Origin of the sequence: Vibrio syngnathi (genome assembly GCF_002119525.1) — a bacterium.
Lineage (GTDB): Bacteria > Pseudomonadota > Gammaproteobacteria > Enterobacterales > Vibrionaceae > Vibrio > Vibrio syngnathi.
The window spans coordinates 239,063-262,246 of the sequence record NZ_CP017917.1 but is presented as its reverse complement, the minus strand read 5'-3'; the positions used below and the strand labels follow the sequence as shown (position 1 = coordinate 262,246).

The 23,184-nt window shown below is 44.7% G+C and carries 18 protein-coding genes; 10 read left to right on the top strand and 8 right to left on the bottom strand.

Annotated features, from left to right (window positions below):
- The first annotated feature begins 113 nt into the window (after positions 1-113).
- Both K08M4_RS16070 and K08M4_RS16065 read left to right on the top strand, forming a co-directional pair.
- A complete protein-coding gene (locus tag K08M4_RS16070; RefSeq protein ID WP_054545838.1) occupies positions 114-617 on the top strand; it encodes an acyl-CoA thioesterase in 504 nt (167 codons plus the stop codon).
- Between the two features lie 233 nt (positions 618-850).
- The gene (locus K08M4_RS16065; RefSeq protein WP_012600205.1) at positions 851-1,123 is read left to right on the top strand and encodes a hypothetical protein; all 273 of its coding nucleotides are present in this window, start codon (positions 851-853) and stop codon (positions 1,121-1,123) included.
- A gap of 591 nt (positions 1,124-1,714) precedes the next feature.
- Here K08M4_RS16065 and malG read toward each other — a convergent pair.
- The 3 genes from malG to malE all read right to left on the bottom strand — a co-directional run bounded on the left by malG (position 1,715) and on the right by malE (position 5,450).
- On the bottom strand, positions 1,715-2,605 hold the full coding sequence (malG, locus tag K08M4_RS16060) for a maltose ABC transporter permease MalG (protein WP_086050605.1): 891 nt from the start codon (positions 2,603-2,605) through the stop codon (positions 1,715-1,717).
- Between the two features lie 11 nt (positions 2,606-2,616).
- Positions 2,617-4,188, bottom strand: coding sequence for a maltose ABC transporter permease MalF (malF, locus tag K08M4_RS16055; RefSeq protein ID WP_086050604.1), 1,572 nt, complete (start codon positions 4,186-4,188; stop codon positions 2,617-2,619).
- 77 nt (positions 4,189-4,265) lie between these two features.
- Positions 4,266-5,450, bottom strand: coding sequence for a maltose/maltodextrin ABC transporter substrate-binding protein MalE (gene malE, locus K08M4_RS16050; protein ID WP_017096230.1), 1,185 nt, complete (start codon positions 5,448-5,450; stop codon positions 4,266-4,268).
- Between the two features lie 663 nt (positions 5,451-6,113).
- Here malE and malK point away from each other — a divergent pair.
- The gene (gene malK / locus K08M4_RS16045; protein WP_086050603.1) at positions 6,114-7,226 is read left to right on the top strand and encodes a maltose/maltodextrin ABC transporter ATP-binding protein MalK; all 1,113 of its coding nucleotides are present in this window, start codon (positions 6,114-6,116) and stop codon (positions 7,224-7,226) included.
- A gap of 248 nt (positions 7,227-7,474) precedes the next feature.
- Positions 7,475-8,797 (top strand): IS4-like element ISVbsp1 family transposase, encoded by a 1,323-nt coding sequence (locus K08M4_RS16040; RefSeq protein WP_086050602.1) that lies wholly within the window; start codon positions 7,475-7,477, stop codon positions 8,795-8,797.
- Positions 8,798-8,919: 122 nt separating this feature from the next.
- On the opposite strand, the gene K08M4_RS16035 is transcribed toward K08M4_RS16040, so the two are convergent.
- Together K08M4_RS16035 and K08M4_RS16030 are read right to left on the bottom strand one after the other, a co-directional pair.
- A complete protein-coding gene (locus K08M4_RS16035; RefSeq protein ID WP_086050601.1) occupies positions 8,920-9,120 on the bottom strand; it encodes a restriction endonuclease subunit S domain-containing protein in 201 nt (66 codons plus the stop codon).
- Between the two features lie 319 nt (positions 9,121-9,439).
- Positions 9,440-11,356 carry a methyl-accepting chemotaxis protein gene (locus tag K08M4_RS16030; RefSeq protein ID WP_086050600.1) on the bottom strand — a complete coding sequence of 639 codons (1,917 nt, stop codon included), beginning with the start codon at positions 11,354-11,356 and terminating at the stop codon, positions 9,440-9,442.
- Positions 11,357-11,817: 461 nt separating this feature from the next.
- Between K08M4_RS16030 and K08M4_RS16025 the strand changes: the two genes are divergently transcribed.
- The 6 genes from K08M4_RS16025 to K08M4_RS16000 are packed head-to-tail and all read left to right on the top strand — an operon-like array spanning position 11,818 to position 18,731.
- Positions 11,818-12,774 (top strand): AAA family ATPase, encoded by a 957-nt coding sequence (locus tag K08M4_RS16025; protein WP_086050599.1) that lies wholly within the window; start codon positions 11,818-11,820, stop codon positions 12,772-12,774.
- An 11-nt stretch (positions 12,775-12,785) separates the two neighbouring features.
- Positions 12,786-13,724 (top strand): DUF58 domain-containing protein, encoded by a 939-nt coding sequence (locus tag K08M4_RS16020; protein WP_086050598.1) that lies wholly within the window; start codon positions 12,786-12,788, stop codon positions 13,722-13,724.
- A complete protein-coding gene (locus K08M4_RS16015) occupies positions 13,721-14,206 on the top strand; it encodes a DUF4381 domain-containing protein (protein WP_086050597.1) in 486 nt (161 codons plus the stop codon). Before K08M4_RS16020 ends, K08M4_RS16015 begins: the two co-directional genes overlap by 4 nt.
- Positions 14,199-15,206: a vWA domain-containing protein gene (locus K08M4_RS16010; protein ID WP_086050596.1), complete on the top strand. Its 1,008-nt coding sequence runs from the start codon at positions 14,199-14,201 to the stop codon at positions 15,204-15,206. The genes K08M4_RS16015 and K08M4_RS16010 overlap by 8 nt, the downstream gene beginning before the upstream one ends.
- Positions 15,199-17,049, top strand: a complete 1,851-nt coding sequence (locus tag K08M4_RS16005) for a VWA domain-containing protein (protein ID WP_086050595.1) — start codon at positions 15,199-15,201, stop codon at positions 17,047-17,049. Before K08M4_RS16010 ends, K08M4_RS16005 begins: the two co-directional genes overlap by 8 nt.
- A 2-nt stretch (positions 17,050-17,051) precedes the next feature.
- Entirely contained in the window at positions 17,052-18,731 is a 1,680-nt protein-coding gene (locus K08M4_RS16000) for a BatD family protein (protein WP_086050594.1), read from the top strand.
- 239 nt (positions 18,732-18,970) lie between these two features.
- Here K08M4_RS16000 and K08M4_RS15995 read toward each other — a convergent pair whose 3' ends face one another.
- The 3 genes from K08M4_RS15995 to pstA all read right to left on the bottom strand — a co-directional run bounded on the left by K08M4_RS15995 (position 18,971) and on the right by pstA (position 23,123).
- On the bottom strand, positions 18,971-21,115 hold the full coding sequence (locus K08M4_RS15995) for a sensor domain-containing diguanylate cyclase (protein ID WP_086050593.1): 2,145 nt from the start codon (positions 21,113-21,115) through the stop codon (positions 18,971-18,973).
- Positions 21,116-21,434: 319 nt separating this feature from the next.
- A complete protein-coding gene (gene pstB, locus K08M4_RS15990; protein ID WP_009845819.1) occupies positions 21,435-22,184 on the bottom strand; it encodes a phosphate ABC transporter ATP-binding protein PstB in 750 nt (249 codons plus the stop codon).
- A gap of 75 nt (positions 22,185-22,259) precedes the next feature.
- The gene (gene pstA, locus K08M4_RS15985) at positions 22,260-23,123 is read right to left on the bottom strand and encodes a phosphate ABC transporter permease PstA (RefSeq protein WP_012600195.1); all 864 of its coding nucleotides are present in this window, start codon (positions 23,121-23,123) and stop codon (positions 22,260-22,262) included.
- Positions 23,124-23,184 lie beyond the last annotated feature (61 nt).

The window sequence follows — 23,184 nt, the reverse complement described above, 5'->3', positions numbered from 1 at the left end:
AAAAAATAGTCTTGTTCGTGAGATTATCCGCTTTAATTTATGTCATCTTAAGTATATTGTTATTATCAAGTAACGAGCATGTTACGCAGTACAATAATAATGAAGGAAGATTGATGAGCAGTAACAATAACCGACCAGATGGTAAACGAGACGTTACTCTGCGTTTTTTAGCTGAACCCGGGGATGTCAACTTTGGTGGTAAAGTCCATGGTGGTGCAGTAATGAAGTGGGTCGATTTAGCGGCTTATGCTTGTTCTGCGGGGTGGAGTGGTAAGTACTGTATTACTGCTTATGCAGGGGGGATCAGATTCGTTGCTCCAATCCATGTTGGTAACCTTGTTGAAGTCAGTGCGAAGGTCATCTATACGGGTTCATCTTCTATGCACATCGCTATCGATGTTCAAGCCAGCGACCCGAAAGAACTCAACAACCGCCTAACGACTCACTGTATCGTTATTATGGTCGCTGTTGATGAAAATGGTAACCCGACTAAGGTGCCTGAGTGGGTACCAGAAACACCTGAAGACATTGAATTACGAGATTCAGCCATTCGTCTAATGAACATGCGAAAGCAGATTGGTGAAGAGATGGAAGCGCACGTAAAATATCTTAAATAAACTCCACCAGCAGCTCGATTTACAACCTTATTACGATGCCAAGCAGTACTTGTTTGGCATTTTCCTATCTAATTACCTCTCCATACACAAATAATACCGCTGTACATTTAAGACAGACGATTGAACGTGATACCCGCTCAAAAGTTAAAATGAATCGGCACTTGTTCACGGATTTATTTTGACTGTAATAAAGTCGTCATTTTGCTCTGTTTAAATACCGCCAATCATATTGGATGTATTTGAATTTCCTGGAGCCACTTTTGAGCACGACATTTCCCACCCTTTGCGAATCTACACTGACGAATTTGAAGGCAGTTGAGTATCAATGGGTTAGAAGTTTGTACGTCGAAGGCTACGACACTAATGAAATTAACCACTATATCCAAGCTTGTTTTGGCGGTGATCAGACGTTTGCGGATCTGTTTCGCCGCGTCGCTCTTTATCAAGACAGCATCTATGTTTTACTTCAGCATTTAGGTTGCGCACCTTCTAGCAAAGAGTTCTAGTCTCACACCACCTCTTCCTTTTCTTTTCCCCTTTCAGGAATATTTACCACCAAATCAATAACTACCGCGAATAGCCACCACAAAACATTAACACGAGCCTGCCTTTGTAAGCACTTTCTGTGTAATCGACCGATCCGTTGCATCCAAATTATTGAAGTATCACGCATGGAAATATTACTCATATATCAATAGAGCTACGGCCCCCTATACTGAGTGTCTGATTTGTGAGACTCGTTGATGTCTTCAATTAGAGAGATGAAACCGGAAAAATCCAGGAAAGAGGTACTTCAGTATTTAATGACTGAAAGAAAGCAAAAAGACTGAGATAGAGATAGAGATAGAGATAGAGATAGAGATAGAGATAGAGATAGAGATAAAAGTAGCGGGCATAAAAAAACCCAAGTAAGTACCTGGGTTAGAGTTACAAAAACCACTAATCATTAATAGCGTAAGGAACCTGATTAGTAGCCAGCTATGCGTAACCTGAGGGTTATTTTTATTACTGATCGGCGGCCAAACCAAATGATGTAATAAAAATGCCAATATAGAGCGACCTAACGGTCGCTCTTTTGTCTTTCTTATAAGGACAGCTTATCCTTTTACACCACCCGACGTCAAACCGCCAACTAACCAACGCTGAGCCAGTAAGAACACGATAGTAATCGGAAGTGCAGAAAGTACCGCCGCTGCCGCAAAGTCACCCCATAAGTAATTCTGAGGATATAGGTACTGCTGCATACCTACCGCTAGCGTGTAAGAGTTCACGTCCGATAATAGGATGGAAGCAACTGGTACCTCACCAACAACACCAATGAAAGAGAGAATGAATACAACTGCTAGGATGGGTACTGACAGTGGTAATAGAACCAATCTGAACGCTTGCCAAGGTGTTGCCCCATCCAGTGCTGCAGCTTCTTCCAAAGAGTTATCAATCGTCTCAAAGTAGCCCTTAATCGTCCAAACGTGCAATGCAATACCGCCCAAGTACGAGAAGATCAGACCGCCGTGCGTGTTCAAGCCTAAGAACGGGATGTATTGCCCTAACTTGTCGAACAGCGCGTAGATAGCCACTAGAGCCAATACCGCAGGGAACATTTGAAAAATCATCATCGCTTTCAGGATAGTTTCTTTACCTTTAAAGCGCATACGAGCAAATGCATAAGCCGATGTTGTCGACAGTGTCACAATCAGAATTGAGGTAATACCCGCTACTTTTATCGAGTTCCACAACCAAGTAAGAACTGGGAATGGAGGTGGCGTTACCGAGCCATCAGCATTCGTCACTGTCATGCCCAAAGCTAATTTCCAGTGTTCCAAAGATGGATTGTCTGGAATCAGGCTACCGGTTGCGAAGTTACCTTCACGGAACGAGATAGCAATAATCATCAGTAGTGGGAAAATAATTAGCGCTAAGAAGCACCACAGCGCAATATGCGTTGCCCATACTCGGTATTTAAGGCTTTTACCTTGTACCATAGCCATTGTCGTGCTCCTTAATCTTGAGTCAATTTAGTGAAACGAAGGTTTAGTAACGCTAGTGCACCAACCAATAGGAAGATAAGCGTTGCGATTGCACTTGCTAGACCAAAGTCTTGACCGCCGCCGCCTTCGAATGCAATTCGGTACGTGTAGCTTACAAGCAAGTCTGTGTAACCCGCTGGCTCAGAAGTACCAATCATGTTCGGGCCACCGTTCGTCAATAGTTGAATCATTACAAAGTTATTGAAGTTAAAGGCAAACGCTGCAATCAATAACGGTGTTAGCGGTTTAATCATTAATGGGAAAGTGATTCGCTTGAAGTTATCAAGGAAGTTAGCACCATCGATTGCTGACGCTTCGTACAGATCTTCAGGAATCGCTTTTAGTAGACCCATACATAGAATCATCATGTAAGGGAACCCTAGCCAAGTGTTAACGATCAACACCATGGTTTTCGCTAAGATCGGGTCGGAGAACCAGTTTGGGCTTAAACCAAAGATACTCTCAAGCACCATGTTGATCTCACCAAAGCTCTGGTTGAATAGGCCCTTAAAGATAAGAATCGAGATAAACGCTGGTACGGCATAAGGCAAAATCAGTAGAACACGATACACAGCACGGCCTTTCAGCTCTTCCCACTGCACAACGTTTGCCAGAACCAAACCAATTGCAAGTGTGAAGGCCACCGTACAAATGGAGAATACAACCGTCCAAATAAAGATGCTGATAAACGGTTCTTTAATGCCGTCATCTTTCCACACACGTTCAAAGTTAGCGGTACCAATGTCTACAACAAACCCTGGAGAAATAGTGTTACCGATAAACTCGCCTTTCTCGTCGACCGGTTGGTAGAAACCCACTTCCATGTTTGGTTTCAAGGTTTCGCCAGATTCATTGTTGTACAGCGTTTCCCCGTCATCTTGAAGGGTGTAAAGCGGCGCAACAGCTGCAAATTTACGCAAGCCGCTCATGCGGATGTCATCACCATTTGGCAGATGGAAATCAACACCGCTGATCACAGAGCGATTTTTGATGATCGCTTTGATCTTCTCTTTTTCACCTTGTACAGATTCGATTACAGATAGATCCATCTCTGTTGATGTCATACCTTCCAGAGAAAATACATCCGTTGCTAACAGCTTGTCGCCATCTTTCACAACGATCTGGTGACCGTTATCTGTTTTGTACAGAGTAAATGGGTAGCTTTCACCGCTTTGGAATGAACGGTCTAAAAGAACGGTTTGAGTACGCTCTAGAGAGAGCTGGTTTTTTGCGCTGTAGTTAGTAAACGCAAGCCCTACGGTGTATGCCAATGGGAAAAGAATGAATAAAATCATTCCGGCAATACCTGGGTAAATATAACGGTGGGCGTAAGTTTTCTTACTACCAAAAATGTAAAGTGCCAAAGCCGTTAAAATCACAGTAAGCAACGCAAATGCGAGCTCACCGCGAGAATACATTAAAATTGTAGCGTAGCCGTTTATTAAGCCAACGCTACCAAGCAACCCCCATTTGATGAAGACGCTTTTACTGCCTGGAAGGCTTGATGGTGCCGGGATCGCATCTGAACCTTGAACTGACTGCATAGAGGAACCTGCTAACGAGATATAAAAATAGAAAAGTAAGGAGAGGTTGCCCCCTCCTTAAAGGTAAAGCTTGGTTGTTACTTAGTCATTCGAGCTTCAGCACCTTTTAGTGCTTGCTCTACTGATTGACGGCTATCAACTACGTTGCCGATAGCTTCTTCCATGCTGTACCAGAATGTTGTGAACTGAGGGATGTTAGGCATGATTTCACCATTCATCGCATTATCCATTGTTGCTGCGATACGAGTGTCGCTGTCTAGTTGACGCTGGAAAGAGTTAAGAGCAACAGCACCTAGTGGTTTGTCGTCGTTCAGGCTCTTCATGCCTTCGTCAGTAAGTAGGTAGTTTTCCATGAACTCAACCGCTAGGTCACGGTTTGGAGAGGCCGTGCTGATACCACCCGCCCATACACCAACGAATGGCTTAGACGCCTTACCGTTGAATTTAGGTAATGTTGCTACGCCGTAATCTACGCCCGCTTTCTCGATGTTTGCCCAGCCCCAAGGACCGTTAATTGTCATTGCAACGTTACCCGCTACAAATTCAGACTCAGCAACTGAGTAATCCATGTCTGCAGAAATAACTTTGTCTTTTACCATCTTCTCAATGAAACCTAGAGACTTCTGAACACCGTCAGTCGCTACGCCTGCATCTTTAATGTCGTAACCTTCAGCTGTTTGCTTGAACGCGTAACCGCCGTCAGCTGCAAGTAGAGGCCATGTGAAGTAAGCGCCGCCACGTAGAGGCCACATGATCGCTTTCTTGCCGTCTTTTTGAAGCTTGGCGTTAAGTGCTGGGATCTCTTCCCATGACTTAGGTGGGTTAGGAACAAGTGCTTTGTTGTAGATAAGAGAAACTGACTCGACTGCAACTGGGTAAGCGATTGTTTTACCTTCGTAAGAAACAGCATCCCATGCGAAGTCTACGATACCTTCTTTCGTTTCCTTAGAAGGTTTGATATCAACAAGAAGACCCGCTTCTGCAAAACCACCAAAACGGTCGTGTGCGTAGAAGATCATGTCTGGGCCATCGCCAGCCGCTGCAACCTGAGAGAATTTCTCTTCTAGTTTGTCTGGGAAAGCGACGGTTACTTTAACACCAGTATCTTCTTCAAAGCGTTTACCTACTTCAGCCATTCCTTCATAAGCTTTGTCGCCACCAACCCAAATAGTTAGTTGACCTTCTTCGATAGCAGCGTTTGCACCAAAAGAACCCAGAGCAACGATTGTGCCTAGAGCTACAGCGCTTAGAGCGTTTTTCATGTCAATATCCTTTTTATATTTATACGTAGGGCGCATTCAATTAAGACGAGCCAGTTTTCGAAGGCTATGATCTGAGAAAATCAATGACAGCTCATCATCCTAGCCACTACGCCCTAGCTATTATGGCCTAATTTCGTGATCGTCATCCGGTAAGATTGGCGAGCGAAGTCACAAAGTGGATACTCATCGTGATCCACATCACCGTTATGCGATGGATTTATTTGAACTGGATCGCCAATTATAGATAACCCCCTTTATCTACTCCTCCCCTCCTACTCCCCCTAGTTAAATTTCTATTAGGAGGATGTACCATTACGCGAATTCACCGAAACTGCATTCATCCAAGAGTGGATAGTAAGAACCCTTTACCAGTGGATGTATGCGTTGACGCATTCTTCATTTATCTGGCTTCACTGCCCGCTGGTGTCTTAATTAGCATCGAGCTAAATCTGTGATTGAATCACGGGGGAGATTTAGCTCGGCGTGGGGGAATTTAGGCACGAGTTTGGCTATGACGGGTGGGCTTGATTGAAAAGCCAAGTCCCACCCACTTTTTTCTTACTCACTCAATACTTACCGATTCCTACAGTTACTGCTGACCCAAAAATTCCTTATAATGATAAGCAGTAAAACTTAAAATTTGATCGATCGAGGACAAGCTAGATGGCGAGTGTCACGTTAAAAAACGTTTATAAATCATATGGTGATGTACAGATTTCTAAGGACGTAACCTTAGACATCAACGAAGGTGAATTCGTAGTATTCGTTGGACCATCAGGTTGTGGTAAATCGACGCTATTACGCTGTATCGCAGGTCTAGAAGATATTACGTCTGGTGATTTGTACATTGGTGATCAACGCATGAACGATGTTGAGCCATCAAAGCGTGGTGTGGGTATGGTATTCCAATCTTACGCGCTCTACCCTCACCTAAATCTCTACGACAACATGTCTTTTGGTCTTAAACTAGCGAACGCCGATAAAGCTGAAATCGACAAGCGTGTTGAACATGCTGCAGAAATCCTTCAGCTTGGTCACCTTCTTGAGCGCCAGCCTAAAGCGCTATCGGGTGGTCAACGTCAACGTGTTGCTATTGGTCGTACTCTGGTTTCTCAACCAAACGTATTCCTACTTGATGAGCCTTTATCTAACCTAGATGCAGCGCTGCGTGTTCAAATGCGTTCGCAAATCACGAAGCTACAGCGTCAACTAGGCTGTACCATGATTTATGTAACGCACGACCAAGTTGAAGCGATGACAATGGCGGATAAAATCGTTGTGCTTGATGGTGGTTTTGTTTCTCAAGTCGGTAAGCCTCTTGACCTTTATCACTACCCTAAAAACCGTTTCGTTGCTGGCTTTATTGGCTCACCAAAAATGAACTTTATGTCGGTTCACATCGAGCAAGCTGAAGCAGAACGCGTCTTGGTACAACTTTCAAACGGCATGACTTTCTGGATCCCAGTTGATGGCACGACAGTCAACGCTGGTGACCGTATGTCTCTAGGTGTTCGTCCTGAACACTTGTTGTCTGCTGAAACAGGTGATGCGACGATTGAAGCTGATGTGATGATGGTCGAGAAGCTCGGTAACGAAACTCAAGTTTACCTCAACCTCGACAGTGCCGATGCTGACGTTATCTATCGCCAGCCAGACACGTTGACAATTGAGTCTGGTGACAAGCTAGCGATTGGTATTCCTGCACACCGTTGTCACTTGTTCCATAGCGATGGTCGCGCATGTCGTCGCTTGTACAAAGAGTACGGTACCGACTAATCGGTTCGTCTTTTTAGGATATAACTTGCCCACATCGAATCCCTCTTACCAAGTAAGGGGGATTTTTTTGTTTAAAGGCGCCAACTACTTTCGCTTTGATTGTTTAATTTTGCGCACCGCTCAGTTAGCTTTTTCGAGCGGCAATAAAAAAGGCCTAGCAATGGTTATAATGCCGATCGTTTAAGAAGACTTGAACGATCTTGCAGTTAGCAGATAATCCCCATCAACAACGTTGATGGGGATTTTTTATGCTTGAACAAGAATTAGCAATGGCACACGAGACCATTGAAGATGCCGACAATTATGAATCTGTCGTCGACGCCATTCAGATTGAGTGGATAGAACAAGCTCTTCTTGAAACCAATAAAGCGAGCATAAGACGACGCCGACTTCCCGCTCAGCAAGCTGTCTGGTTAGTTATTTGGATGGGGCTGCAACGCAACATGTCTATCAAAGAGGTATGCAGTTCATTAGACATTGCACTTCAGCCTAAACCTGAAGATAGCTGGTCTCGTGTTGCACCCAGTGTCCTAACTGATTCACGCCGACGTCTAGATGAGAGTCCGTTAGCGGCTCTGTTTCACACAACGGTAAAGGCTTGGAACGGAGATATCCTTCAACAAGACAAAGACTTAGAACTTAATGTTCTTGCTGTCGATGGAACAACATTTCGGTGCCAAGATTCCCCAGAGAACGCTGAAGAATTTGGGTTCATCTCCAAAAAATTGAAACCTTACCCTCAACTTCGTTTAGTCGCTTTGATGTCAACAGAAACTCGAATGATTATGGGGGCGGCTTTTGATGGTTGTCATGTCGGTGAAACGACCTTAGCTAAGCGCCTATTCAATGACATCCCCGCACACTCATTGACCTTATTTGATCGTTGTTATTTCTCGGCAGACCTTTTACTGTCCTGGCAAGAGAGTGCTGAAAATGCCCACTGGTTAATGCCTGTAAAACGTAAACTACGCTATGAAGTGTTGGAGAAATATGCGGAGAACGACATGCTTATCTCAATGCCTATCTCTCCTCAAGCTCAACGGCAGAATCCGAATCTACCCGCACGTTGGGAAGCCAGATTAGTCCTATATCAAGAGCCAAAAGGTGAGATAAAAGGTTTTATTACTTCACTTACAGACCCTAGCAAATACTCGCTAGAAAGCCTGCTGCGTATTTATTGGCAACGCTGGGAGATTGAAGAGGGTTATGGTGAAATTAAACAGACTCAACTTCAAAGTCACGTCACTTTACGAAGTCGTTTTTCTGCCGGTGTGAAGCAAGAGCTTTGGGGCGTATTACTTGCCTATAACTTAGTGCGATTAGAGATGGTTAAGATAGCTTCAGAAGCCGGGGTTCGAGCGACTAGGGTCAGTTTTACCGCCGCAATTAACCTTATTGATGCGCAATTACGTTGGTTAGCTTTAAGTCCAGACGGAACTTTACCTGTAAAACTGAAAAGGATGAGAGAAAGTTTGAGTCACTTCATTCTTCCAGATAAAAGAAAGGACCGAACGTTTCCACGTTCAGTCCTCTTTGTCCCAGCCAAATATCCGTTCAGATTCAAGCAGTAATGCTTATCCGAACGGCATTATAGCAATGGTTAGACCTTGATTTGTGTAGTCAGGCTAAGCCCAACTGTTCATTCCACTCTATCTAGACAAAATGAAATTGCCTTAAGCTTAGAACTTAGAACTTAGTGAATTGGCGTATCACTTGTTTTATTGAACTGGCCAAAATGCTGTTCTAACACTTCAGGTGTCAGTTTGCCTTCCGCTTCTAGTCGCTTAAATTCAGCAACGATCGCTTTTTGCTCTTCAAGTGATGGAAGTTTCACTTCAGGCTCATCGCCCACCTCTTGAGTCATCTGCTCTAGTTCTTTTTCAAAATCGCTCATGATACTTACCTAAATATTAAACCTAATCAGATTTTACTCATTTACGCTCTATGATGCTAGGGCGATTAAGTGCAAAGCCCGAAACCAGATCAAGTGAACGTCAGCTTAAATGCAAAGCTGCGGTCTGAATGGCGACGTTCGACGTAAAAAGCGATACCAAACGTAACAAGCAGCATCAGGCATAAAAGCCATACCAAACATAAACTGCCTAACAAACATAAAGAGCCCTATCAAACGAACAAACATATCACACGTAAAAAAGCCGGATTCACGTGAAATGAATCCGGCTCCAATTATAGTTCTGTAAGTTTATTGGCTATTAAAGCTTAAACGAACCAACCATCTTATCTAGGCGAGAAGAAAGCTGTTGAAGTTCTTGGCTCGCTTCAGCAAGCTGCTCAGCAGTACCCGTTGTCACTTCATTGATTGCGTTGATTTCTTCAATGTTCTGGTTGATGGTGTGAACTACGGTTGATTGCTCTTCCGTTGCCGTTGCCACTTGAGTGTTACGGTCAGTGATATCAACGATACGGTCTGAAATGCCACCCAGTACGTCCACCGCTTCATCCGACGCCGATACGCCTTCAAGTGTAATCACTTTACCCGCACTCATAGCCGTTACGGCATCTTTAGCATCGCTTTGCAGTTGGTTGATCATCTTCTGAATCTCTTCCGTAGAATCTGCGGTACGGCTTGCTAGGTTACGAACCTCATCAGCTACAACGGCAAAACCACGACCTTGTTCACCCGCACGCGCAGCTTCAATAGCCGCGTTCAGAGCTAGTAGGTTGGTTTGTTCAGAGATGTCACGAATTACACCCAAAATAGAACCAATGTCTTGAGTCGTTGAAGCTAACTGCTCTACCACTTGACCTGTACTTTCGATGTCTTGTGCTAGGCGGCTGATCGCGTCTTTTGCTTTATTAACCACAGTGCGGCCGACTTCAGTATTACCTGAAGCCTGCGTTGCCGTTTCCGCTGCGGTTGCCGCATTCGATGCAATCTCACTGATTGTCATACCCATTTCGTTAATAGCAGCGACTACTTGAAGAGTTTGATCTCGTTGCTCTTGGCTATTGTCGTGGGTGATGTGCGCCTTATTAGAAACACTCTCAGCAGCGACTTGAAGCGCTTGGCTTGTAGAGAACACCTCTTTCATCGACTCGTGAATCTTTTCGATGAATCCATTAAAGCCCTTTGAAAGCTGTGCAATTTCATCGTTGCCTTTCACTTCGATACGCTGAGCGAGATCGCCGTCACCTTCGCCAAGGTCACCGAATCGCTTAGCTAAAAGTTTAATCGGCTGAGTAATACTGTTTGCTAGCACTACGCCCATCAGAATAAAGATTAGCGCCACAACAGCGGTCATGATCAGCATCTGTTTAGCGGTTGCATCAAGCTCAGCAAAAACTTCGCTCGTCGGAACTTCACCAACAACGAACCAATCCATTGACGGCACATACAAACTCGCGACAAACAACTCTTGTCCTTTATGTTCCGTTGTAATCAAGTTAAATCCTGACTTGTTTAACAACTGACTAGATTGAGGACCGTAAAGTTGTTGAAGTGATGAATCACCGAGCGAACGCTCGCGATGAATTTGGACATCACCTTGGCTATTCGTCAAGAAGACAAAACCTGTATCTTCAATCTTAAAACTATTAAGTAGGCTTACCATGTCACCCATCGATTTCGATAAGCCAGACATCGCCAAACCAGAAGGCTGTTGGTAGTTAGCGAACATTTTCACTTCGCCAGTCGCTTCTTGGAACATACTGACCATTGTCTGCTGGCCAGATTGCGTAAAGCCAAAGAACCAACCATCTTGTTGTTGATTGAGTTGACGCAAGAAGCCATCTTGGTTCCAGTAGTAGGCCGTTTGACGGTTCGCTACTGAGGCATCATTTAGCTGGTATTGGTTACGAACATTGTTCAACTGTTTTACCAACTTGCTCTCTAACACTGCATCGCGATCGGTCGATTCGATAGCGTCAGAAATGAATTCATTTGAAGCAATTTGTTCCGCAGCTAACAATAGCTGAGAGACTTCACGGTCAATTTCACCATTAATTCGCTCTAACATTCCCGGAAGCTCAATATCGACTAATCGATGACTCAAAACATCTCTTGCTTGCTTTTGTGCCATCGCACCGACAATCACCGTAGATGCAAGAACCGCGAAGGTAATTCCGAGTACCACTTTTTGTTTAATACTCAAAGAGTTAGTTTTCAACATATTTGGACCTTTAAAAAGAATCGCTTGTTATTTATATATCCTGAAAAGGATTTTTCGGGTGCACTTCAACCAGCAATGCACTCCCTCAGCTATGTATCGGCACCCCTCCATTAAACTAGAGGGGAATATCGCAAAAATTTGTAACATGGTGAAACGACGAAACCCTTTATTCTTTAGCGGAAACAATTAGCAAGGTTAATGCACCGAAAGTTAACTATTCGCTTTAGTTATCTGAGTAATTAAGTTTCACTAACAACGCACAACGGCAGAGCCTTGAAGCTTTGATATATAAAAATCGATTGGTATGGTACAAACTACTGATTGATGTTTTTTCTCGTTAACCTCTTGTAAATAATTCCAATTTTGAAAAAATAAATTCCGCAAACGTACTGGAACTTTTTCCTAGTAATCAGTGACCAATACTCAAAATAAAAATCAAATGGATACCCAGAGAGTCCAAAATGCACAAAACAAATTTCGAAGTCCTTCAAAACTATCTAGAGTCTCAAATCATTGGTCAAAAAGAGCTCGTTAAGCAGCTGATGATCGCCCTTTTGGCCGATGGTCATATCCTCGTTGAAGGGCCTCCCGGGCTAGCAAAAACTCGCGCAGTAAAATCATTGGCTGACTGTGTCGAGGGAGACTTCCACCGTATTCAATTCACGCCAGATTTGTTACCTGCTGATTTAACGGGTACCGATATATTTCGCCCAGAAACGGGAGAGTTCACCTTCCAGTCTGGCCCGATTTTTAACTCGTTAATTCTCGCGGATGAGATCAACCGTGCTCCTGCGAAAGTGCAAGCCGCGATGTTAGAAGCGATGGCTGAGAAGCAAGTCACGGCAGGTCGTAAAACCTATGCACTGCCCGATTTGTTTTTGGTAATGGCAACGCAAAACCCGATTGAACAGGAAGGTACTTACCCGCTACCAGAAGCTCAATTAGACCGTTTCTTGCTGCATTTAGAAGTGGCTTATCCTGACATGGAAAGTGAGCTCGAGATTCTGCGACTCAACCGTGGTGAAGCTCAAGGCAACGAATCAACTCAGCCACAAGAGCTATCTCAGCAAACGATCTTTGAAGCGCGCCAAGAAGTGCTCAACATTCACATGGCAGACACCATCGAGCAGTACATTATTCGACTGGTTATGGCGACTCGCCAACCTAAGCAATACAGTGATCAACTTGATCAATGGTTAGATATGGGTGTCAGCCCACGAGCGACTATTGCTTTAGACCGCTGCGCCCGCGCACATGCTTGGTTAGCTGGTCGAGACTATGTTACTCCACAAGATGTTCAAGCGATGGCATTCCCTGTGTTACGCCACCGTCTACTGCGCAGCTACCACGCACAAGCTGAAGGGGTCACTGCAAACCAAGTGATCGCACACCTTATCTCGTTGGTTGGTAGCGCCTAGGTGACTCGCGCATGAATAATCAATTACCCAACCATAGTGACGGCGTCACGTTAAATCTAGACGAACTGCTGCAATATAAAGCGCAGTCTGTTCGCTGGTTGCCTCCAGCCAAGAGCCTTTGGTCGCAGCTTAACGGTCAACATGAGAGCAACCGTAAAGGTCGCGGGATGAATTTCTCTGAGGTTCGTCAATATCAGGCGGGCGACGATATCCGCAGCATTGATTGGCGCGTAACCGCGAGAACAGGCAAGGCGCATACCAAGCTGTTTTCTGAAGAAAGAGAACAGCCTGTGATTTTGTTCTTAGATCTGTCGAGCAGTATGATTTTCGGCTCAACCTTGCTACTTAAGTCGGTTCAACTCGCGCACTTTGCCAGCCAACTGTGCTGGCTAACCGTCGCTCAAAAAGACCGGATTGGTGCTGTGATTGATACTGGCCAAGAGATCGTTGAAATTAAGCCCAGTGCGAGTAATCACGCGCCATTACGCATTCTTAAGAAAGTCATAGAAATCAATAATGCAGCGCTCACTCGCCAAGACAGTGATAGCAAAGCTTTCAATAGCACCACCTTCGACAAAGGGCTCAAATCTCTTCAGCACCTTTGCCCAAAAGGCAGCGATATTATTATCCTCAGTGACTTTGTGCGTTACCAAGAAAGTGACTACTCACTTGTCAGCCAAATTCGCAGGCACAACCGAGTACGCTTGGTGCATTTCTACGATCCGCTAGAGCAAGGTGAAACCGCCTATAAAGGTTCTAAACAGGTCACCGATGGTAACAAAACTCAATGGTTTAACTTCTCCTCGAATAAAGAAAAGGAAAAACTTAACCATGCGTTTTCGTTAAAGAAACAGCAGCTACAACAGATGGGGTTGTCTCTCGCGATACCTTATAGCTCTCTGTCGAGTGCACAATCATTAATGAGCCAGATATCAGGAGCTCAGTCATGAGTCAGCCCTTAGATTTAAGCCCTGTCATTGCACCAGACGCACCGACTTGGTGGCCTTTAGCGTGGGGTTGGTGGGCATTGATTATCACGGCCACCGCTCTGATCGCCTTGGTGTTTTTCATGGTAAAACGCAGACAAATCAATCAACAGGCGAAGCAAGAAGCCCTTGCTCGCTTGCATAACAACCAGTCTTCAAATGCCTTGTCTCCGAGCACTGCTCAAGACATCGTTCGTCAAGCAGCGCTGAGTTATTTCCCACGCGAAAAAGTCGCAGGCTTAGCGGGTGATGATTGGTTGAAATTCTTAGATGCGCAATTAAAAAATCCATTGTTTGTAGAAAAACAAGCCCAATGGCAACAGTCGCTTTATCAAGATCCAACTTCAATGAATGACGCACAGCGCAAGGTTCAACAGCAATTAGTTGACGACTGTGAAATGTGGCTTCGTAAAGCCCTTCCTCCAAAGCGAGGTCGTTATGAGTGATCTTTTAAACTCTATGTTTCTAGGCAAGAACTTACTAAATATCGAGTTTGTTTGGTGGTGGATGTTTTTCCTAGCGCCATTACCACTCCTTGTTTACTTGTTCTCACCAAAGTCAGAATCAAGCAGTGCTCTAAGGCTTCCATTTTTGCCCAAAGACAGTCATACCAAAACACCTAGCAGTCGCTTACCAAAGACGTTGTCAGTGATTATTTGGCTTCTGCTAGTAACGGCAAGCGCGCGTCCAGTTTGGTATGGCGAACCTGTTGAGTTTCAGCCGAAGCATCGTGATTTGATGCTGGTTGTCGACCTCTCTGGCTCGATGAGCCAAGAAGACATGCAGTTCAATGGCGAATATATCGACCGCTTGTCGGCTGTGAAACATGTATTGAGTGACTTTATTGAGCGCCGTAAAGGCGACCGAGTTGGGCTTGTGCTGTTTGCCGATCACGCCTACTTGCAGACGCCGCTTACGCTAGACAGAAGTACGCTTTCACAACAGCTCAATCAAGCGGTGTTAAAACTGATTGGTACTCAAACTGCGATTGGTGATGGTATTGGCCTCGCTACCAAAACCTTTATCGACAGCAACGCTCCTCAACGAGTGATGATCCTGCTTAGTGATGGCAGTAATACCGCCGGGGTATTAGACCCATTAGAAGCCGCAGATATTGCCAATAAATACGACGCGACGATTTACACCGTAGGTGTCGGTGCCGGCGAGATGATGGTCAAAGAGTTCTTCATGACTCGTAAGGTCAATACTGCTCAAGATTTGGATGAGCGTACGCTAATGGAAATCGCTAAACGCACTGGCGGTCAGTACTTCCGAGCTCGAGACAGCAAAGAACTGGCAACGATTTACGACACCATCAATCAGTTAGAGCCTGTGACGAATACCACTAAGATCTGGCGACCACAACAAGAATGGTTTGTCTGGCCTCTGTCTGCGGCAATGTTCTTCGCATTTATGCTGTTAGCCATTAGGAGAAACAATGTCTAACTTTACTTTTATCTACCCATATTGGTTCTTGGCTCTTGCCGTGCTACCCGCTATTTGGTGGCTTAGCAAGAGACAATCCAAGCAAGGGTTATTGGCGTCACACATCGCCCGTTATTTGGCACCTGAATCGAGCAAGCCATCGAAAAACCGCAGCACTTATTTCGGTGTTTGGTGGTTAGTGGGCGTCATCGCATTGACTGGTCCAAGCTTTGAAAAAAACGAACAACCAAGCTTTGAAAAAACACAGGCACGAGTTGTGATCATGGATATGTCGATGTCTATGTATGCCACTGACATTAAACCGAATCGTTTAACACAAGCCCGATACAAGGCTCTGGATCTACTTTCATTGTGGAAGGAAGGGTTAACCGGAATGGTGGCGTACGCTGGCGATGCTTACGCCATCAGTCCGCTAACGTCTGATATCAACACCATCAAGAACCAAGTGCCGAACTTGTCTCCGGAGATCATGCCTTACCAAGGCGGTGATGCTGCATCAGCAGTCAAGCTTGCGGTTGAGATGATGACTCGTGCTCATATCTATCAAGGAGATCTGGTACTGATTGGCGATGATATCGATGCTCAAGAGAAGAAAGAGATCGATTCGCTACTCTCTGGCAGCAATTGGACGTTATCAGTGTTGGCTGTAGGCACAGAAAGTGGCGCACCAATCTCTTTGCCAACAGGCTCAATGCTTCAAACTGACTCAGGGCAAACCGTGGTTGCGAAAACCAACATAAGCAATATGCGCGACCTGACTCGTCGCTCTGGTGGCACGTTCACTGAAGTGCAATTTGATAACTCAGACGTTGAGCACATCGCAAGTTACCTCGACCGAGTTGCGACAACGTCAGAGGTGACTAAAACCAATAACTCACTCAACACCAGAGTCAACAACGGTTTCTGGCTATTGCCGTTTCTGCTACTTCCTGCACTTGGCCTGTTTCGAAAAGGAGTCATTTGGTGTGGCTTAGCTGTGCTTGTATCGTTCAGCCAGCCGAATACTGCGTTTGCGAATCCTTGGAAAACCGATGATCAAGTCGGTTATCAGTTTTATCAAGATGAGGACTTTCAACAAGCCGCAGAACAGTTCAAACAGCAAGAATGGAAAGGCATTGCGCAATACAAAGCCGGTGATTTCGAAGCGGCCGAACAGACGCTACAAGGTCTTTCTGGCGAAGATGCTCGCTACAACCTCGCCAATGCACAAGCAAAGCAAGGCAAGTACGACCAAGCGATTGAAGAGTATCAACGTATTCTCGAAAGCAACCCTGAACATGCTTACGCGAAGAAGAACTTAGAGATTGTCGAACAAGCTCAGAAGCAACAGCAACAGCAACAGCAACAGCAACAGCAACAGCAACAGCAACAGCAAAGCGATTCTGAATCCAAAGACCAAAACGACCAACAAAATCAGCAAGGTCAGCAAGGTCAGCAAGGTTCTGCAGATAATGAAAACTCGCAGAACCAAGCTGACAGCCAATCTCAAAGCACAGACCAAGGGCAAGCTAAAGAGCAACCGGATGTAAACGCCAGTGAGGAAGAAAAAGAGCAAGCAGCACAGTCTAAGCAACCAAGTAAAGCCGAGCAGTCACAAGAACAGAAGCAAGATGGGTCGACACCTCAAAGTACGAGCGCACAACAAGCTTCAAGTGAAAAAGGTGAAGACGATGCTCAACAAGCTGTAGCACAAACCTCAGATAAGCCGCTATCGAGTGATCCGGATATGCGAAAGCTTGAGCAAGTAGAAAGCGCCCGTGATCCGAGCCAACTGCTTAAAGCCCAAATGATTTTACAAGCACGACAAAAAAGTGCTCCTAACAACCAAAACAAAAAGTGGTAACCATGCGATCTTTAAACAAGCCATTTTTCTCAATACTCCTGACTTTGTTGTTGGGCGCCTTCTCGTCCTTCTCTGCATTGGCAGCAACTGCCGTTGCGAGCGTTTCACAAAACAGCGTCACTAAAGATGAAGTGTTCCTACTCAGAGTCGCAACCGATGAAAAGGTCTCTTCGGATGCTCTAGATCTAACGGCTCTCCAACAGAATTTCTATGTTGGTAGACCAAACTTTGGCTCATCGATGCGAATCGTCAATGGCAGTCGCACCGTATCTAGCGAATGGAATATCACCCTTGCCCCACTTCGATTAGGCCGATTAGAAATACCTAGCTTTGATATTGAAGGTGCGAAAACCCTACCTATCACCATCAACGTTTCGATTAATAAAGCCGCTCCAAAGCAGAGTGATATGGCGGAGTTCCAATTAAATCTCAGCAAAAACATCTTGTATCCACAAGAAGTCGCCGAGCTTGATGTAAAGCTCATTATCAAAGCAGATCCAAGAAGATTACAAGATCCCCAAATTTCTCTACCAAACTCATCAAATTTGGACGTGGAGCCCATCGGTGAGTCGAAACAGTTTCAAGACGTTATCAACGGAAAAGAAGTGACGGTTGTTCAGCAGTCCTTTCGCATCTCATCGCAAAAAGCAGGGCAATTTGAACTGCTTGGCCCGAAGTTAACAGGGGCTGTTGTTTACTCAACCAACAACTCAAGCAAAACTCGCCTTTTCCAGCTCGATACGCCTGTTGAAAGCTTGGATGTCACCGTCAATCCTGTACCAAAAGGCTATCAAGGTGAGTGGTTACCAACCTCTGACTTCGAGCTGCTACAGAAATGGTCAGACAGCCAAGGCAATGAGCTAACTGACAGCAATGGTTTCGATAACAATAAGCAGAGCTTTGAATTGGAAGCGGGCGATTCTCTAACTCGCACCATCACAATGACGGCGAGTAATTTAACACAACACCAACTGCCGAAACTGAACATCACCTACCCTAAATCGATACGTGTTTATGAAGAGAAACCGCAATTTGGCACAACCCAGTCTGGTGATGCTGTGGTGGTTTATAAGCAAGTCTTGATTCCGAAAGAGGCTGGAAATATCTCGCTTCCTGATGTTTCCCAATCTTGGTTCAACACCGACACTCAATCGGAACAAACCAGTAAAGCACTTGGCTTAGAATTGTCGGTACAAGCTAGCGACCGCGCGACTTCTAGCCCCACCCCAACTACAGCACCACCAGCCCCGCAAGTCAGCCCGACAGTTGTGACTGTTGATAGCCCGGGGTTCTGGCCTTATCTCACTGCTCTGTTCGCAGCCTTGTGGGTGATTAGCTCAGTGATGGCTTTCTACTTCTGGTCACGCCGCGGTGCAGCAGTAAAACCAAAACGCCCAGTTCCACATCAATCAGATACGGCAGACGCTCTTATTGAGGCGCTGAAAGCGAAAGATGGTGTAATAACCAGAACCCTGCTTGAGCAATGGAAAACAGAAAATCCAGACTTAAGTGATGAAACATTAGAGGCAATTGAAGTCGAGCTAACGAAGCTCAATCAAAGTCTCTATGGTGAAACCAATTCAGCAAGCCAAGTATGGGATCCTAAAGTGGCAATCAATACGATTAAGAAACCAAAGCGTATCTCTAGTAAAACGAATAAAAGCACACTAGAGAAACTCTAATTACATCAATCGTAGTAAATAACAGACCGAAGCCGTGGCAATCACTCTTTGATTACCACGGCTTCGTTTTTGAGAAGGTAAGAGTAGCGAGAAAGCCAAATCGGAGCGATTTAATAAGAAGTTTAAGTAAAAATCTAAGAACTAAGAACTAAGAACTAAGAACTAAGAACTAAGAACTAAGAACTAAGAACTAAGAACTAAGAACTAAGAACTAAGAACTAAGAACTAAGAACTAAGAACTAAGAAAGCGTAGTCGCAATCTTTCTCCGCTTCAAAGCAGAGACAATCGTATTTCGTCCCGAATCTTTCGCCTTATACAAAGCCTTATCAGCCTTGCCATACAACAAATCAAAATCGAACTGGCGCTGATCCGAAGTGATCGACGCATAACCCACAGATGCGGTTAAATATTGACTAGTGCTGCTTTTACAATGAAGAATTTTTGCATCTTCAATACTTTGTCTAATCGACTCTGCACGCTGCTTTGTTGTTGCGTGATTGGTACCGATCATCAACAGCATAAACTCCTCACCACCAATACGACAAAAGGTTTCCTTATCGCTATGAACATGGGCATTGAGTATCTTGCCGATGGTACGCAGAGCAGCGTCACCTTCTGTATGCCCATAAACCGTGTTGTACAAACCAAAATGATCAAGGTCGACGAGTATCAATCCGAATGTAACTTCATGTTGTATGGCAAACGCCCCTTGATCGTCGCAATTTAGATCATCTAACACCTGCGACAACATACGCCGATTTCCAAGACGTGTTAGCGGGTCTAATTTAGAGATGATATCCAACTGCTCATTGGCTCGTTCAAGTTCTTGAGTGCGCTTACTGACCTCTTGCTCTAGCGTCTCATTAAGCTTTTTGAGCTCCTCTTGCGCCATGGTTCTTTGCAATACTTCAGCAAGGCTAGAGGCGAAGATACGTATCACTTCACGCAGTTGTGAAGTTAAAGGGCTTCGTGTTAGCAAATTATCTGCAGCAATAAATGCAATAGGATCACCGGTATTCGTGGTAAGCATCGTCATTGCCGTCCAGCCAACTCCGACAATATTATAATCATGATAAATTGGGACCGATTCTTCAAAAGCAACTTGATTAGGGCAAGTACGGGCCGCAGATACAATGTCGCGCTCGACTAGCTCAGAGCGATAATAGGATTCATCGACAATATCGCCTTTTATGTCGGTGCCCCATGTACCTTGCATATAGCTACAATTCTTGTCGGTAAGGAAAACGGCTAATCGGTCGATGCCTAAGTGCTGAATAGCAAAACTGACTGCAGACTTGCACACGGCACTGACGCTATCGCAGCGAGATAACTCAACCATACTCGAATGCAGCATTCGGATGTTCAGTTCTTGGCGTTTACGAATGTATATCTGAGACAGCAGAGAGCCGAACGATTCAAGCATCTGCTTTTGGTAATTGGTAATTGGCGAGCGGTGCATGTAGTTGTCCATAGCAATCCAACCTACGGGTTTATCCCCTTCACGCAAGATAAGCATGCCATTCCACCCTTGCCCTACAACCTTACCTTCAGTGTAGAGCGGAGCATGTTCAATAACGACCAAGTTAGTGTGGTTGTCAGACAATGCCTCGATATATTCCGATTCAAGCTGATGCAGGTCATATTGAGTGTGATGTTCGCTGTTGGTTTTTCCTAGTTCATCGGTGCCGTAGGTGCCACTAAAGCAACGCTTTTTCATATCAAGCAACATAAATATGGCGCGATCAAAACCAAGTCTATCGCGTACCGCCTCTACCGATGCTTTGTAGAGTGCATCCAATGATTCAGGGTTCGATAGCTCCAACGCCACCTGATGAACCAATTTCATATTCTCGACAAACAACTCTCGAAGCTTAATTTCATCAAGATATTGCGCTTCACGTGTATCCCTATGCTTAATCTCGATAGCTGCATTTTTTTCTGCGCGAATACACTGCCAGCGAGCTGCCGCTAATTGAAGGCCATCCAGCCCTTGGTCAAAGGTTTGATTAACTTTTTCTGCGATGCAATTTTGAATAATTAAATAAGTTCTACAGGCTGGTGCGTTGTCGAGCATCATGATGAACGACTCTCCACCAAGCTCTTTACTGTGCTCCCACTTGCACGTATTGAGCGACATCGGTAACACACCGTCTGCAGTGTCGAACTGTGAAACCCAGGGCCAAAATGTTGAAGGGTAATGATCAAGAGAGGTTAATTCACCGTAGGAAAACAACGGTGACGGGTCACTTTCTGGTATTGGCTCTGAAAATATTCCGACCCCTTGGGGACCAAGCATTTTAATCAGGTAGTCAAACAGAGACTCAGCCAATAAACGGTGATCACGCGTAGCAGATATCTGTTTTGCAAAGGCTTTAACATGCACGGCGTTGGTCCATTGGCTAATAAGAATAACGCAAAAATACAGAAGCCTTGATATGCAATCAATGTAACTAAAAATGAGATGTTAAGTGGGTCGCAATTTGACCTTTTGCATTATCACAAGCATGAGAAGGACTACAAAAATGGGATTTCCTGCCCAAAATTTCGTCGACATGTGATGCTTTTTAACAGCATAAAAAAGCCCCACCTAAAGTGGGGCAAAACTTCCATCGCTTATAGTTATAGTGATAATTCTGTAAATCGAATCGATTACCTAACCTGCGTTTCAGTTAGTGGTATTGACCACGTTATCGATTAAGCAATTAACCAAAATCACCGTTTACATAACCTTTAGTGCGATCATCTTTTGGTTCGCTGAAGATAACGCTGGTTTCGTTGTGCTCTACAAGCTCTCCCATTAGGAAGAAAGCCGTGCGATCTGAAATACGGCGGGCTTGCTGCATAGAGTGCGTTACGATAACGATAGTGAAGTTCTTCTTCAGATCTTCCATCAACTCTTCAATTTTATGAGTCGCAATTGGATCAAGTGCTGAAGTAGGTTCATCCATCAAAATTACGTCTGGTTGCATTGCGATGGTGCGAGCAATACACAGGCGTTGCTGCTGACCACCAGACAAACCGAATGCGTGTGCTTTCAGACGATCTTTCACTTCATCCCAAAGCGCCGCACCGCGAAGTGAACTTTCAACCACTTCATCAATGTGCTTTTTGTCTTTGATACCTTGAGCACGTAGTCCGTATGCCACGTTTTCATAGATGCTCATTGGAAATGGATTTGGTTTTTGAAAAACCATACCGACTTTAATACGTAGATCAGCCACATCAATATTGCCGTAGATGTTGTCGCCATCCATCTCAAGAAGGCCGGTGATTTTTACACCTTCAATAAGATCGTTCATTCGGTTCAAACAACGTAATAGCGTTGATTTACCACAACCCGACGGGCCAATCAAAGCGGTCACTTGGCGCTCTGGTACGGGTAGATTGATTGATTTAAGCGCTTGGTTTTCGCCGTAAAAAAGGTCTAGGTCTTTAATATTAAATTTGTTCATATTGGTAATCTCGTAATTCGTCAAAGTCTGTACTGTTTTTGTTTTAGGAGCTCATTTGGCTCAAGAAAACCCTGCTTAGTAAGTTGCAGTATTAAAACGTCTTGCGATCAACTTCGTGAGTGTGTTGATCAGCAGTACAAGAACAATCAGTACTGTTGCTGTGCCGTATGCTTGATTCCATTCTTCAATGGTAAATAGCTCCGTCGTTAGCTTATATAAGTGAACGGTTAATGTACGGCCAGAATCCAATAGTGAATCTGGGATACGAGCAACCATACCTGCGGTCAAGAATACTGGCGCTGATTCACCAATAACACGGCCAATACTCAGAATAACTGAAGTGATAATACCCGGCATTGCACTTGGTAGAATCAAACGCCAGATTGTGTAGATTTTAGAAGCACCTAAACCATATGAGCCTTCACGATAAGTTTGAGATACCGCCATCAACGCTTCTTCAGTAGTACGAATAATCACTGGAAGAATCAAGATACTCAGTGTCAACGCGCCCGATAGGATAGAGAAACCTAAACCTAAAATAGCCACGAAAAATGTCATACCAAACAGACCGAAGATGATTGACGGAATACCTGCTAATGACTCGGTACAAAATCGAATGATCTTAACTAAGCGACTGCCTACTTTTGCGTATTCAGTCAGGTAGATTGCCGTCATGATGCCAAGAGGCGCCGCAACCGCTATCGAAGCAATAACCATGTAGATCGTCGAGATGATCATCGGGAAAATACCGTGCTCATCGCCCGTTCGCGTGTAATCATCCGTGATGAAATTCCAATCAACATGCTGTAAGCCGTTTGAGAGGATGTACCACATAATCCAGAACAAGAAGCCCACCGTTAACGCGGCAGCAGCCCATATAAAACCACTCAGAACGGCGTCTTTACGTGCGCGGGCTTTCTTTAACGCGATTTTATTCATCGTCTTACCTTGCGAATTCGTAGAGTTAGCTTGAGGTGCTACGTTATTTTCTAAAGACATA